We start from the raw sequence: 13,857 nt of genomic DNA, 5'->3' as shown, positions 1-13,857 counted from the left end.
AACGATTGTTTGAAATACTACAACGTTTGAAATTCCCCTACCATCAGCGAAATTGTCAACTAATTTCGAGATGAATAAATGTCATTTCAAGGAAAACTTTACATCCCCTAAAGTATTTCCCTCTCCGGTTCGTCTACCTAAAAAAACAAACATGGCAAAGCGCATTATTCTGCTGATTATACTTTTGGTAATCGGCGATATTTACTTTTATCAGGCGGTCTCCACTTTGACGGTAGTTCCCGGTATGGCCTTTCTTTATTGGGCCATCGACTTGGGCTTGATCTTCGCGCTGAGCAGCATTGCTTTGGTTCCGGCTTTTCGTGCGCGCGCCAAGGATTATCTCCCTTGGCTTATTAGTGCGCTCATGCTATCGCTCATTCCTAAACTCCTTGCCTCGCCTATATTGCTGGGCGAAGATATCGTTCGGCTGCTAACCGGATTTGCATATCGAAATATCTACGTGAGTGAAGCGGCACTGCTTATCGCTGTAGGCACTTTCCTGATTATGATTTTCGGGCTTACACGAGGCAAATACCACTACAAGGTGCGGCGGGAGACCTTATACTTCCCAAACCTGCCTACAGCTTTCGACGGCTTCACCATCACGCAGCTTTCCGATATTCACTCGGGAAGTTTGAAAAATAAACGACGCGTGCAGCAAGGCGTTGATCTCGCCAATGCGCAGGAAAGTGATCTCATCCTATTTACCGGTGATTTGGTCAATAATACGGCCGAGGAGATGAAACCTTGGAGCAGCACCTTTGGTGAATTGCGGGCCAGCTATGGTAAATATTCCGTGCTGGGAAACCATGACTATGGCGATTACGTGCGCTGGGAAAGCCAACAGGCAAAATCGTACAACCTGCAGCAACTCGAAGAAGTCCACCACGAGATCGGTTTTCAGTTGCTACGCAACAGGTCCATGAACATTCACAAAGGCAACGCAAGCATTTCGTTGGTAGGCGTAGAAAATTGGGGCAAGGGAGGTTTCCAGCAATACGGCGACTTGAATAGGGCGACGGAAAACGTAGATAAAGCTGCGTTCAAAATCTTGATGTCCCACGATCCTTCGCATTGGACAGAGCAGGTAATCGATCACCCGCAGGACGTACAGCTGACCTTATCAGGTCATACGCACGGTATGCAATTTGGCCTCGACCTACCCTTTCTCCGCTGGAGCCCCATCCAATACTTCTATAAGCAGTGGGCTGGGCTTTATCAGCAGGACGGAAAATACCTGTATGTAAACCGGGGTTTCGGTTTCCATGGTTTGCAAGGGCGCATTGGTATATGGCCGGAAATTACGGTGTTGACCTTAAAAAAAGCAAAAGTATCAACATCAGTTTAGGTCTGCGTACTCGATCAAACCGTTACAAAGCAACTGTAAGCGTGCTTATTAAGAACTAAGTGAATATCAAACACAAACAGCAAAACAAGGCCTAGCATGAGCCCAGTAGCTGTTTTGCACGATCGATTAGGTAGAATACACGAGCTAGGTAATCGAAAAAACCGCTTGCAATATTGCTTTTTTTATGCTACATTGCTGTATTAGTTTTCTTTTATCTACTTTTGAAAAAAGACGAAGCGCCATGGAAGAGAAAAGCAAAAAAATAACGGTTTTGTATGTGGATGACGAAGAAAATAACCTGATTTCTTTTAAAGCTACTTTCCGTCTAAAATACCAAGTATTCACGGCAATAAGCGGAGCAAAAGCATTGGAGATTGTTCGCAAGAATGCCATCGACGTGATTATCACCGACCAACGTATGCCGGAGATGACGGGCGTAGAATTTTTGGAGGAGATCATTAAGATTGACCCAGATCCGATGCGTATACTATTGACAGGCTACACGGATATGGCGGCCGTAGTGGACGCGGTGAACAAAGGGAAAATCTTCCACTACTTGAATAAACCTTGGAGCGAAGAAGAGCTTGATCAGACTATTCAGCGAGCCTATGAGCTTTATGCCGAGCGCAAACAAATATTGGAGACCTACTCCAAACTAGAAGTATCCAACGAGCAACTGGAATTTTTGCTTCGCCAAAAACTATTGTCATAAACAGGCTATTTCTAGCCATCTAAACAAAATACTTTTAACGTATAACAAAAGGGCGTCTTTTTTTGAAAAACGCCCTTTTGTTATAGCTACTATTTGGCCGGAACCACCACGGTGAAAGTCGTCCCTTCTCCCAACTCCGACTCGACCGATATGGTACCTTGAAGTTTAAGCAACGCACTTTGCACATTATACAAACCAAAGCCCATACCTTGCGCCTGATCACTGGCTCGGAAAAACAAAGTAAAGATATCGTCGATATGTTCTTTGGGAATTCCTATTCCTGTATCACGCACGGTAATTTTGGCTTCGCCATTGGCGACTTTAACGGCAAGATCAATCTTTTTATCTTGATGCTCCTGACGCTGATATTTGAACGCATTGGACAACAGATTGTGCAGGATAAGTTCCAGCACCACCTTATCGCTACGAAATAGCGTATACTGATCAACATGCGTGTTTAAAACAACAGTACCACTGCGTGTGGACACCTTGTAGAATTCACTAATATCTTCAAACAACTGTTCGAAATTGATATCCGAAAGCGTTAAATCTCCGCGGCGTAAAAGATAGTAATCCCGTAGGCTATCAATATAGGCATCGAGCTTCGTCAAGGAATCGACCATAAGGCGCAACAACTCATGAATATGCTCTACTTGATCAAACTGCAGCGCCAATTTCACGGCAGACAACACGCCGGATAGCGGATCACGCAGATCGTGGCTCACACTATAGGCAAACTTGTCCAACTCATCATATGCCTTTGTCAACTGTTCATTTTGGATGTCCAGCAAGGAGTTAGCCACATAGAATTTATCGGCTTCTTCGATCGAAGTGATAATCTCCTCCTCCATCCAAGGCTTGCGCACAAAGCGAAAGATGTGCCCTTTATTGACCGCATCGACAACCGTTTCCATATCGGCATAAGCCGTCAACAAAATACGAATAGGACGCGGATAGTCCTTTTTTATGCGCTGCAGAAAATTTACCCCCAATTCATCCGGCATACGTTGATCACAAAAGATAATACGTATGTGCGGATTGGCTGCCAAAATCTCTTCGGCTTCCTTGGTGCTCGATGCGATGTGTACCTCATACTGGTATCTAAAGTTAGCTTTAAATCCAACTAGGTTATTGACCTCATCATCTATGTAAAGTATCTGTAGCTTATTTTGCATAATCGAATAACGCTAAAATGTTAGTCTGGCAAGCGATACACGAAGTTAATCATATTTACGTGGTTTAGGGAGCCTTTTATAAAATATTCTGCTCTATAGGGATCACCAATGTAAAAGAAGTTCCTTCACCCAATGTGGAATCGACAATAATGCGGCCGTGGTGCTTAGCAATGGTATTGTAAGCGATCGACATCCCGAGACCAGTGCCCTCGCCGACATCCTTGGTCGTGAAAAATGGTTCAAAAATCTTTTCCCGAATTTCCTCTGGAATACCGACCCCATTATCGACAATACGGATAAAGACGTACTTCTCATCTTCGTGAATACCGGTTTCAATATGCAAGGTACCACCACCATTATTTTTGAACTTATCGTTGATGGCATACACGGCGTTGGTGAGCACATTTAAGAACACCTGATTCAGCTTTCCAGCATGGCATTCTACTTTTGGAATATCGCCGTATATGGTCTCTACGGTAATTCCATCGCGTACCAAGCTACTTAGGATAACCAGTGTAGACTCGAGCCCCTCGTTGATATCAGCGAATTTAACGGTATCCTCATCGACGCGAGAGAATATACGCAGACTTTTAACAATCTCGGCGGTTCGGTGAGCGCCGTCATGCATACCTTTTAATAAGAACTCGATTTCCGTCTTCAGGTAGTCGACATCCATCTCTTGTTTGAATGTTTCGATACGATCTTTCTTATCGGTCAGTGAGATCTGTTCGTCAAAAGCCAATTTCTCAATTTCATACAATGTCTCCCACAGCATGTTGATATCACGCTTTAAGGGTGCCACATTCGACGTCACAAAATTAATCGGGTTATTGATCTCGTGCGCGACACCTGCGGTAAGCTGACCCAAAGAGGCCATCTTCTCTGCTTCGACAAGCTGCGACTGCGCTTCCTTCAAATTCCGTAAGGCATCATGCAAAGATTCATTGGAGCTCGTCAACGCACGGGTGCGCTCGACAACCTTCAACTCCAACATGGTATTCTGCTCGCGTATCAACCGCTCATTTTCCAAAGAAGCAGCCAATTCACGCGCCTGCGAGGCGTCTTTTTCTTTTCGATATAGGTTGATCTTATCCCCCAATGCAAAGGAAAGCAAGAGCGCTTCCAAGGAAGCCCCAATCTGAACGATGTGCGCCGTCCACAAATTGTAGGGCACAATACCGTAATCCTTCAGCACATAAATGATTACGCTACCTAAAAATATTCCCCAAGCAATCAAAAATAGTGTGGCAGACTTATTTCCATTCTTGTAGGTCAACAGACCGGTTAACAACACAATAAGCGAACCTGATGCGGCTACAAAATTCACCATATTGTAGCTGATGACCGCTTTATCAAACAACAAGAACAATAGGGCGATGACATCCCCTAAAATGACCAGATTCAACCATTTCAAGAGTTTGGGTGCGTAAGCCTTTACATTCAGGAACGACTTTACAAAAATTACGGAAGCAATACCCGACATGGCCCCAGCGAAGGTAATCAAATGTCGGCTGGCCAAAATAGTATCTGGGAAGAAACGATTGAGGTAACCTAAAATAGCAACCTGAGCTACAGCTACCCAGAAGATATAATGTACATAAACTAAATAGTGCTTATCGCCTGCAGAAAAATACAGAAACAAGTTGTACAACAACATCGTCAGCATAATACCTACGTAAATACCCGATCGAAAGTCAAATCTGGAAATCTCGCCTACCACGGATTTCTCGTCGGACAAGCTCATGGGCACCAACACCTGCTTGCTACTAACCACTTTGAGGTAACAGGTAGCCGACTCGCCCTTTTTTAGCGAAAGGTCGAAGGTGTAAAACTGATGCTCAAACCTTCGTTTTCCCAAGGAATCGGAAAGATGGACAACCGCACTATCACGCGCTGCACCACGCACAGTGTACAAGGTAATTTCATCGATAACGGGATTGCTGACATTGAGCACGAGGTGCTCTTCATCAGACTGGTTGACTAGGTTAAACTTTATCCAGTTATTGAATTCGCTCACCCCAAAATTTGGCACCATTGTGCGCGATGGTTTAAACAGCAAATCCTTCGCGATGGCTCCATCTAAGGTCAAATTATTGCTGGAATCCTGAAAAACAGAGACCTCCCGCCCAAAATAACTAATAACCTGCTGGGACGTAATACTGATCGTAGGCTGTGCCGCCGCATGAAACAGTGTACCACAAAACAGAAAAGCAATAAAAACTAGCCTAAATACCATAACCCTTTTTCTCAAGACAAACCTAAGGTACTCCTCATTTCTTGGAAACCAATTTCCTTTTTTAAACAATTTGCGGCAAAATCAAGTCCACATCGAAGTAGCGCCTGCCAGATGGAATATCTTCGCCCAACATGATGCGGCGTGCTACTTCCGTTGCGATGCCACCACCTAAGACAACGGAGGAAGCTAGCTGCGGCCAAGAGCGCAATGTCTTGCCCACCTCAGCAAAAGACTGTTTCATCCTTGCTGAAAGCTGTTCGGCATCTACCAACTTCAAGATAAGCGCCAAGCGCTCCTGCCCTGACAAGCTGCTCACTTTGTCGATATCCTCTTGAGGTACTAGGCCATGTAGAATGGCTCGATCAGGCTCGATATCAAAACGTTCGATATCAACCATACAGCGGTCGTTCGTTTCCATAAGTACCGGGATGCCCTGTTTACGAGCTGCTACCCGGCTTTTCAATTTAATCTCCAGACCATCGCACACTTCGACAAGTATATCCAACCGGCCGTTTTCCAACAGAAAAGTATCCATGTTTTCCGCTGTCAATCCGGAATTAAAAAGCTCTACCTGAATAAAGGGATCGATCTCTGCAATCTCACGAGCAGCGATCACCGTTTTGGGGATATCTAAGTTGTGAATCCCGGTTCTAATGCGATTTAAATTGCTAAGCTCTACCGTATCGAAATCGGCAAGCCTTAATGTCCCACAGGCACGCTCCATGGCCATGGTTAAGGCTATGGATTGCCCAACAGACAAGCCGATAATGCCAACGACCTTATGTGATAGGGTATCTTGCTCTGCTTGTGTAATCTTGTTTTGGTTTCGATTGGTACGAACGCGGACAAACTCTTCTTCTGCCAAGGTATGCACCAGCCTATTGCTCCAGGGGTAATATACCCAAACGCCGTAGCTGGATAAAGAAGTTCCGTTTAGATGTTCTGTAATGTAGGTAGCAAATTCCGCGTCACTGGGATTCTCTGTGGGCCGTAGCACCTTGACCAATTCCCTAAGCTGCGATTCCAAGGTATCAAACAGCGTTATATGAGGTTGATCTGCTAGCAACGAATCAAAACGGGCTTGATCGGCAGGATTGCTCAAGAATAAAAATTCCGGTCGATAAGTATGTTCCATAGGTATAGACATGTCTAAGACAAGGTTTATTAAAAAAGGTTGATCCCGTTGCTATCGTCCACATTTGTTCGCGGCAAGTTACCTTGCAGTTTGGCAATAACGGCCTCCAAATCCCAACTATCCATAAACGGCAGTTCCAATTTGTACTCGATCTCAATCTCCCTTTTCCGTAATTTCTCCACGGTAGTCAAGTTCACCTGCTTTCTGATCTGGAATATAGCATCACGCTCTTCATCATTTGCCGAAGAGAGTTCTTTGACATCCTGAAGGATTAGTGTAGTGGCTAAAAGATCTAATTTGGGGTAATAAAAGGTTCCATTGTTACCTACGCTTGTTTCTAGCTGGTAGCCAACGCTTTGGGCCATCGCTACTGTGTAGGGAGCGCAGAGGGCGAACAAAGACTTCAGGCCAATCTGCGTAGATATGGCTACAGCCGCCCTCGTTAAAAAGATACTGCCCACACCGTATCCTGCTATTTCCCGAGAGTTCCAAAGCCCACAGACTTCACCCGTTCCCTGCCGTGCATAAGCCCAAACCAGATCGAATATTTTAGAATCCATGTTACCGGTTGCTTCTTCGATCGGTAGTGGTTGCGTGCCTCCAGCAACATGAACCCGAGCGCCGCCATATACATTCTCTCCGTCGAGGGATTCAACGATCAACACAAAGGCCGCCGGGTTAAACATCCATTCGTCCTTAGACGAAGTCACTTTCTTTACACCTATCGCAGTTAATACGCGAGCATGTCCTTCAATAAAACGCTCACAAGTTGCTGGATCATCAATAGCGCGAAACGCTCTCAACCTCACCACTGGACGGCCATCTTTAAATAGTAATGCCACAGAAATGGTTATTTAGTACCTGATTGAACAACAAATCTAATCAATAAAAACTAAACATCTTAACTGTAGGAGAGGATAATTTGACTACGTCGAGGTCTTTTTTACAAGGATCATTAAGCGCCTAACTAAACGTTATAGCGGAAACGAGGCTAACTATTTCACCATCAACAAACAAGCCATGGTTGGCATTTTTCCAGCAGACGGAACCGAAGCGATAAAAATTCAGTTAACGAATTCTTCTCACGCGTCCCCCATCACTCATCCACACCGCTTTATAGGCCGGAAACCGGCGTAAGAGCTTTGCTCCTTCACGAGCACCCAAGACCATCATGGACGTACTTAGGCCATTGGCAAACTCGGCGGAAGGACCGTAAACCGTCACGCTAATAAGCCCCGAAGCAGGAAATCCGGTTTTGGGGTTGATGATATGCGCATAGCGTTTACCACCAAACTCCACGTACTTTTCATAACTACCAGAGGTGGCGACAGATTCCTCCTTCATCTGCAGCACGGCAATCATTTTATGCGCTTTAAGCGGATTGTTGATGCCGACCCGCCAGGGCTGCCCATTAAGCTGGGTACCCCAAGTAGACAGATCGCCGGAGGCATTGACAATTCCGCCTTGAACACCTAAGCGCTTCAGCAGATCACGTCCTCGATCTGCCGCATAGCCCTTGCCTATGGAGCCGAATCCTATTTTCATTCCCGAACGCGCCAAGTAAATGCTGGACGCCACGCTATCCAAGACAATATCCTGATAACCGACATGGGCAATCGACCGCTGCACGGCCTCGGGCGTAGGCAGTTCGTCCATGCTTCCGTCAAAGCGCCAAATGCGATCCAACGCGGCAATGCTGATATCGAAGGCACCATCAGATAAGCGAGAAAATGCTAAAGCACGCTGTGTAAGCGCAAATACTTCGCGATCTACGCGCACCGGTTTAATGCCAGCCGCTCGATTGACGGCCGAGACTTGCGTATGGGGCTGCCATTCCGAAATAAGGTTCTCGATGCGCCTTATCTCCGATACCGCACTGTCTATATACATATTTGCCCATACGCTATCGCGCTCGATGACGGTAACCTCAAAGCGCGAGCCCATCAAGGTCATTCCTCTTTTTACGGTGACTTGTGCGTCAAGTTTAAAGGGTAAGCCCATCAAGCAGATGGCGATCGATAGCAACATAGCTAACCTACACACGCTTTTCACCGCCTCCATATCAATAACAATCCGTTAGTACTTGCCCATTTTCTTTGTAATGCGCCAAAGACTGTCCCCCCCTCACGGAGATCACCTGATCAATAAGATCTTCTACGTCTTTTTGCATAGCCAATGCTCCACAAATCATCAAAACGCCCTGACCGCGCAATAGATCTACCACAAAATCGGCATCTCGACGGATAAGATCCATTACATATTGTGCAGGTTCCTCTCTGGAAAATGCCATATCAAAGGATTGCAAGCGCCCTTTAGCGATTGCTTCATCTGCAAATTGCTGATACTGATCCGATAAAGAATTTTTATACCTAAAACCGGCATACAGATGAATAGCTGTGTGCGAAGCGTTGCTGCTGATCATTCCTAAGAACGGCGCTATACCCGTTCCATTAGCAATCATCAAAACTTTTCTAGCCTTTTTGGGAAAATGAAAATGAGGGTTGGCCATCAGCCGTGCTCGTATCTCATCACCAACCTGAAGGCGATATAGGTAACTGGATCCAAGCCCCTGTTCATGTAATTTGACCATCAGCTGCACATGCCCGTTGCGCTTACCAATGGAGTAAAAGCGCTCTACGGAATCGTTTGTTGGATAGATAGCCAAGAGATCTCCAGATTGGAAGCTCGTACGTGCGCGTACTTTCAAACTAATTTTAAAGGTCAGATTATCCGTACTCACCTCCGTTTTATCGATTACCTTCAACGTTTTTAAACCCAAAATCTTAGGGCTATACAGCGTTGGCGCGGTGGCCAAAGCGAGCAAATTCTCTGCCGACCAAGCATGCACCCAACGTACGAATTCATCCGGCGAGCGGTCGTTAACGCAATATAAAGGGAGTTGCCGTTCAGCCCAGACCTGCTCTGCAAGCACTGTATCGACCTGCTTGGCGTATCCGCAGAAATTGCTGTAGGAGCGCGAACCAAAGCCAACGACGGAAAATTGAATAGGATGCTGCTGGGGATGAGCAGCGAGCAAAGACAAAAACTTGTGGGCATTTGTTGGCGCATCGCCCATACCGAAAGTCGCGGTGAATAGCAGCAGCTGCTCTGCCTGCGGAAAAACGCGATATGCATTCATCTCGGCCAGGAAAGCACGCTTACCATCCTGCAGCAACTGTTTATGCACTTGGTTTGCAAAAAATAGCGTACTGCCATTTTCCGAACCTACCAGCAGCACAATATCGGCCTGCTCGGCTTTATACACATTCTTGATCCTTGTGCGGGTGCGCCTATAGGTGATAGCAAAACCGGTGTAGATAAAAAAGAGGATGTTGAGCGAGGCTAAGCCCAGCAACACGGCAAGCCATATGCTGATCCGCCCGGTATGCAGGTCAAGGCTTAACTTCTCCAAGACAACACTATAGGGGCTTCTTGTCTCCGAGAACACCTCCCCCGTCAGCTGATTTATCTTTTGCTCGCCTTTTCGGTGCTTCAGCACAAAAAACTCCTCGGGATCGCCCTCCATAAAGGGGAACTCCAATTTCTCGAGATCGGCCAGCCCGGTGTTCTTAAAAACAAGAAATCTATCTAAGGGCAGCTCTTCTGCCGAGGCCTTGGCGGCGGACTCGCTTTCCACGGTGAAGGCATCCCGCGAAAAAAAATCCATCCGCGCCATAAACAAGTAGGTGCCCGTTATGGAAATCAGTAAAAGCGGCAATAAGCTCCATCGACCCGTGGTCACATGAAAATACTGGGAAAAACTATCTTTATTGATCTTGGCGAAGAATTGCCGAAGCCCCTGTTGCCGCTTAACGATCAATACAAATCCGCTGCAGGTGATGAGTAGCAGCAGAAAAGAGGTTATACCGACAATAACCCGCCCAGTTTCATGCAGAAAAAGGGAACGATGCAAGGCTGTGACCCACTGTATGAATGCACTTTTGGGTTTCACGTATCCGAGGATCTTCCCTGTATTAGGATCGACAAACCCATTGACCGAGTTGCCCTCTTCATCCAGCGCATCGATGCGAACAAAGCCGTTGTGATCAACAACTAGCTCAATAATATCGGGATAAACCTCGCGCAATCGTGGGACGACCTGCGCGAGGTTTAATGTATCAAAATTTTCAACCCGGTATCCTGGGGTTTTCTCGACCACGGCATCCACCGCTAGGATCACCCCTGTGATAGACAGCAGGCACAAAAAAAGTGAAGATATGATTGCTAAGGCTAAATGCGCATACCTCCATAGCGATAATGTCATGCCTAGCTGTTACTGAACCTTACTAAGCTTTACAAAACGGATATAGCCTTTGCCGACAGCACGCTCCGTGACCGCGTCGCTAGTCAACGGTATCTCTACATCTTGTACATGATATTTCTTCTCTTCTACAGCTGATTCAAAGCGTAGCTTGTAGCCCTTGTTCAATTTAGCATCATCGATGGCAATAGTCCGTACGGCGCGATCGCCACCGCCAACAGAGGCGCCAGTGACTGCACTGAGCTTCTCGCCTGTTTTGGTCTGAAACTTATACCATTCTTTAAGGGTATTGTACCATTGTTTATCAGGACCCAAGACTGACAATGTCTTCTCGTAGGCTCCATTAGGGCTAATCAAAGAGATCACCACATAGGCTGCCTCTCCTTCATAACTATTCATTTGAATCATACACTTGTATTTGCTCGACTGCGCATAGCTTACGTTACTCAACAGCACGAACGCCGTGATGATCATTAAAAATCGCAATGTTTTATTCATTATGTTATTTTAGAAAATCAACAGAAACTTGGTTACTGGTCAAAAACTCGTTGTCTTTGGCTAAATCATAAGCCGTTTCATCGAACTCTGTTTTCAGCTCCTTTTTAGCACCGCAAGCAAGTAGTGCTTTCAGCATGGTATCATCTTTGGCAATAAGTGCAGCTTTATGTAAAGCGGTAGTGCCTTCACTGTCTTGTGCATTTACATCTGCACCAAGCTCCGAAGCTTTCTTGATCAAGTTGATATTTTCCTTGGCTACCGCCACATGAAATAAAGAGCTTCCATTTTTCTGTGCTTCGGTTACCGATAGGCCATTTTGCTTTAAGATGGCTAATTTTTCTTCGAAGTCATTCCCAGTAGCTTGAGGACCACGCGGGCCGCCGCCAGCACCGGCTTCACGGAAAGAGCTAAACCAGTAGTAAGCCAAGTTGTTATCATCCTTATCCAAAACTTTAACATCAGCACCATTTTTCAGTAACAGTGCGACAACTTCCGAAGAGCCATTGGCCACTGCTTTCGTCAATGCCGATTCTCCTTTTTCATTGCGCGCATTAACCTGCTTATCTTTGCTAAGTAAAAGCTCAACAAGTTTAGCATCGTGTCCAGCGGCAGCATTGATCAGGATCGTATTGCCTTCCCGGTCTGCTTTACTGAGGTCAACACCTTTACCGATAAAATAGTTGACGATCTCCATATTTGGACGACGGACCAAAGCGTGTAGGATAGTTGCTCCATCTTTATTAGTTGCTTTGGGGTCCAATTTCAAGGTTTCCACCAAGTATTTATAGGTTTCCAGACCGTTGCTTGATTGACGTGAACCCTGTGTTGCGAAAAACAACGCTTGATTTGTAGGCTTCACTCCTCTTGTTGCCAATTTCTCCATCAAGGCCGTATCCCCCAATTTCGCAGCATAATCTGCTGCAGTACGTCCAAGCGCATCTTTGGCATCAAGGGATAAGCCCTTGGATACGAAGTAATCACTGATGCTCAAATCCTTATCCGTTGCTACAGCGAGCATTAAAAGTGTTGCACCATCGCTGTAAGTTTGCTTTGGATCAACCCCTGCCTTAAACAAAGCATCGAATATCGCGGTATTTTTGTTACCCGATGAAGCGGCGTAGGCTGTAATAGCATCACCATGACTATCTTGGTAATGGACGTCAGAACCTTTCTCGATAAGATACTGAACCAACTCTAAATTGCCACTGGATGCCGCCCAATGTAAATAGCTTCTACTGTGGTGTGTTTTTTTGGTCACACTGTTACCATCCTGCTCGATCAAAAACTTAATGACATCATTTGAAGCCTTATTCATGATCGCCATAGTGACCGGATCAAAGGATGCCGCATTCGGCGTCGAAGGACTGTTGCCCTTCTCGATCTCTGCTTTAACCTGTACAAGTGTTGGGTTTGATTTCCAAAAATCGGCAGTCAACAAGGTGCTGTTCTGTGCTTTCCCCGATAACGAAGCCAGTAACAAGGCTGATAGAATAAACTTCTTTATCATATATCGATAGTTAATTATTTATATTAAATCTAAATTAAGAGCAAATATAATAAAATATCGTCCGAAAGCAGGTGGAGCTTTTGGTTTTATTCCCTAATCTTAGCTAATTTTTCCGTATTTATCATTTCCAAATCAGCAGGTTGCGTCTTTATATAGAACAGGACACAGCACAGTATGCACAGCAACGGTAGATGAGCAGGTGTTCTTTTACAAAAGAATAAATCCTGTTTGTCCAGCAACAAAAAACAAGACCTTTAATAATTTAACGCTAAAAACAAATCTTGAAATTCATGCATATTGTATATAACGCTTTTTTTGATAAACAAACTATAAAACTGCCGTTTTCTTAGCAAAATCGAAATGTAATCCAATTTACGCAATCGATTGAAAACAAAGTCCTGCCAATAATGTTATAAAATGTAGAGCTTCTAACCCCATGGTACACAATGTGCAACATTTAGCTATCAAATAAAGTCGCCTAATACCATTTGTTCTAATCATTTTTTCGTATAATTGGGGCGTAAATTAAATTATGAGGAAGTTTTACGTGTTTAACTAAACAAATATATTGTTTGCGTATGTTGATAAGTGTTGTTGATGATGATCCAGTTTTTCAGTTTTTGTGCAGAACATATTTTACGCACTGTTCTAGCGATGCCAAGCTTTTGTTTTTCAGCAACGGGCAAGAAGCACTTACCTATTTTGGTGCAGATTCTTTAACGCAGGAAGATATTCCAAGCTTAATCTTGGTAGACATTAATATGCCGCTGATCGATGGATGGCAACTGATTGATGAGATGGAGAAAATGAATATATTTGACAACAGTCACGTCTACATGGTGAGCTCCTCTACAGCCGAAAGTGATCGCGATCGTAGTTTAGGAAAGAAACTCGTCAAAGATTATTTAAAAAAACCCTTAAGTATTAGTAATTTTAAGCGAATTTTCGAAAATGCATTCGGAAGTTCCTAAGTTTTATGCACGAA

Annotated in this window: 11 protein-coding genes; 3 read left to right on the top strand and 8 right to left on the bottom strand. The window is 44.9% G+C overall.

Annotated elements, in window-relative coordinates; translation table 11 throughout:
• The first annotated feature begins 151 nt into the window (after positions 1-151).
• Positions 152-1,348, top strand: coding sequence for a metallophosphoesterase (locus SCB77_RS20710; RefSeq protein ID WP_320183906.1), 1,197 nt, complete (start codon positions 152-154; stop codon positions 1,346-1,348).
• Positions 1,349-1,589: 241 nt separating this feature from the next.
• Positions 1,590-2,060 (top strand): response regulator, encoded by a 471-nt coding sequence (locus tag SCB77_RS20705; RefSeq protein ID WP_320183905.1) that lies wholly within the window; start codon positions 1,590-1,592, stop codon positions 2,058-2,060.
• A gap of 89 nt (positions 2,061-2,149) precedes the next feature.
• On the opposite strand, the gene SCB77_RS20700 is transcribed toward SCB77_RS20705, so the two are convergent.
• The 8 genes from SCB77_RS20700 to SCB77_RS20665 form a co-directional block, all read right to left on the bottom strand.
• Positions 2,150-3,235, bottom strand: a complete 1,086-nt coding sequence (locus tag SCB77_RS20700; protein WP_320183904.1) for a sensor histidine kinase — start codon at positions 3,233-3,235, stop codon at positions 2,150-2,152.
• A 76-nt stretch (positions 3,236-3,311) separates the two neighbouring features.
• Positions 3,312-5,471, bottom strand: coding sequence for a sensor histidine kinase (locus SCB77_RS20695; protein WP_320183903.1), 2,160 nt, complete (start codon positions 5,469-5,471; stop codon positions 3,312-3,314).
• Between the two features lie 61 nt (positions 5,472-5,532).
• On the bottom strand, positions 5,533-6,606 hold the full coding sequence (locus tag SCB77_RS20690; protein WP_320183902.1) for an Rv1355c family protein: 1,074 nt from the start codon (positions 6,604-6,606) through the stop codon (positions 5,533-5,535).
• Positions 6,607-6,635: 29 nt separating this feature from the next.
• Positions 6,636-7,448, bottom strand: a complete 813-nt coding sequence (locus SCB77_RS20685) for a hypothetical protein (protein WP_320183901.1) — start codon at positions 7,446-7,448, stop codon at positions 6,636-6,638.
• Positions 7,449-7,674: 226 nt separating this feature from the next.
• The gene (locus tag SCB77_RS20680; RefSeq protein ID WP_320183900.1) at positions 7,675-8,634 is read right to left on the bottom strand and encodes an FAD:protein FMN transferase; all 960 of its coding nucleotides are present in this window, start codon (positions 8,632-8,634) and stop codon (positions 7,675-7,677) included.
• Between the two features lie 34 nt (positions 8,635-8,668).
• Positions 8,669-10,870 carry a PepSY domain-containing protein gene (locus SCB77_RS20675; protein ID WP_320183899.1) on the bottom strand — a complete coding sequence of 734 codons (2,202 nt, stop codon included), beginning with the start codon at positions 10,868-10,870 and terminating at the stop codon, positions 8,669-8,671.
• A gap of 9 nt (positions 10,871-10,879) precedes the next feature.
• The gene (locus SCB77_RS20670) at positions 10,880-11,365 is read right to left on the bottom strand and encodes a DUF2271 domain-containing protein (protein WP_320183898.1); all 486 of its coding nucleotides are present in this window, start codon (positions 11,363-11,365) and stop codon (positions 10,880-10,882) included.
• Between the two features lie 4 nt (positions 11,366-11,369).
• Complete coding sequence (locus tag SCB77_RS20665) at positions 11,370-12,872, bottom strand: ankyrin repeat domain-containing protein (RefSeq protein ID WP_320183897.1); 1,503 nt, start codon at positions 12,870-12,872, stop codon at positions 11,370-11,372.
• Positions 12,873-13,450: 578 nt separating this feature from the next.
• Here SCB77_RS20665 and SCB77_RS20660 point away from each other — a divergent pair.
• Positions 13,451-13,843 carry a response regulator gene (locus tag SCB77_RS20660; RefSeq protein ID WP_320183896.1) on the top strand — a complete coding sequence of 131 codons (393 nt, stop codon included), beginning with the start codon at positions 13,451-13,453 and terminating at the stop codon, positions 13,841-13,843.
• Positions 13,844-13,857 lie beyond the last annotated feature (14 nt).

The organism is Sphingobacterium bambusae, from assembly GCF_033955345.1.
GTDB lineage: Bacteria > Bacteroidota > Bacteroidia > Sphingobacteriales > Sphingobacteriaceae > Sphingobacterium > Sphingobacterium bambusae.
This window is presented reverse-complemented; position numbering and strand designations above follow the sequence as displayed.

Excerpts from the sequence above, each read along its gene's own strand:
- SCB77_RS20710 (WP_320183906.1), top strand. The coding sequence starts at position 152 with ATGGCAAAGCGCATTATTCTGCTGATTATACTTTTGGTAATCGGCGAT.
- SCB77_RS20700 (WP_320183904.1), bottom strand. The coding sequence starts at position 3,235 with ATGCAAAATAAGCTACAGATACTTTACATAGATGATGAGGTCAATAAC.
- SCB77_RS20670 (WP_320183898.1), bottom strand. The coding sequence starts at position 11,365 with ATGAATAAAACATTGCGATTTTTAATGATCATCACGGCGTTCGTGCTG.
- SCB77_RS20675 (WP_320183899.1), bottom strand. The coding sequence starts at position 10,870 with ATGACATTATCGCTATGGAGGTATGCGCATTTAGCCTTAGCAATCATA.
- SCB77_RS20660 (WP_320183896.1), top strand. The coding sequence starts at position 13,451 with ATGTTGATAAGTGTTGTTGATGATGATCCAGTTTTTCAGTTTTTGTGC.
- SCB77_RS20680 (WP_320183900.1), bottom strand. The coding sequence starts at position 8,634 with ATGTTGCTATCGATCGCCATCTGCTTGATGGGCTTACCCTTTAAACTT.
- SCB77_RS20695 (WP_320183903.1), bottom strand. The coding sequence starts at position 5,471 with ATGGTATTTAGGCTAGTTTTTATTGCTTTTCTGTTTTGTGGTACACTG.
- SCB77_RS20690 (WP_320183902.1), bottom strand. The coding sequence starts at position 6,606 with ATGGAACATACTTATCGACCGGAATTTTTATTCTTGAGCAATCCTGCC.
- SCB77_RS20705 (WP_320183905.1), top strand. The coding sequence starts at position 1,590 with ATGGAAGAGAAAAGCAAAAAAATAACGGTTTTGTATGTGGATGACGAA.
- SCB77_RS20665 (WP_320183897.1), bottom strand. The coding sequence starts at position 12,872 with ATGATAAAGAAGTTTATTCTATCAGCCTTGTTACTGGCTTCGTTATCG.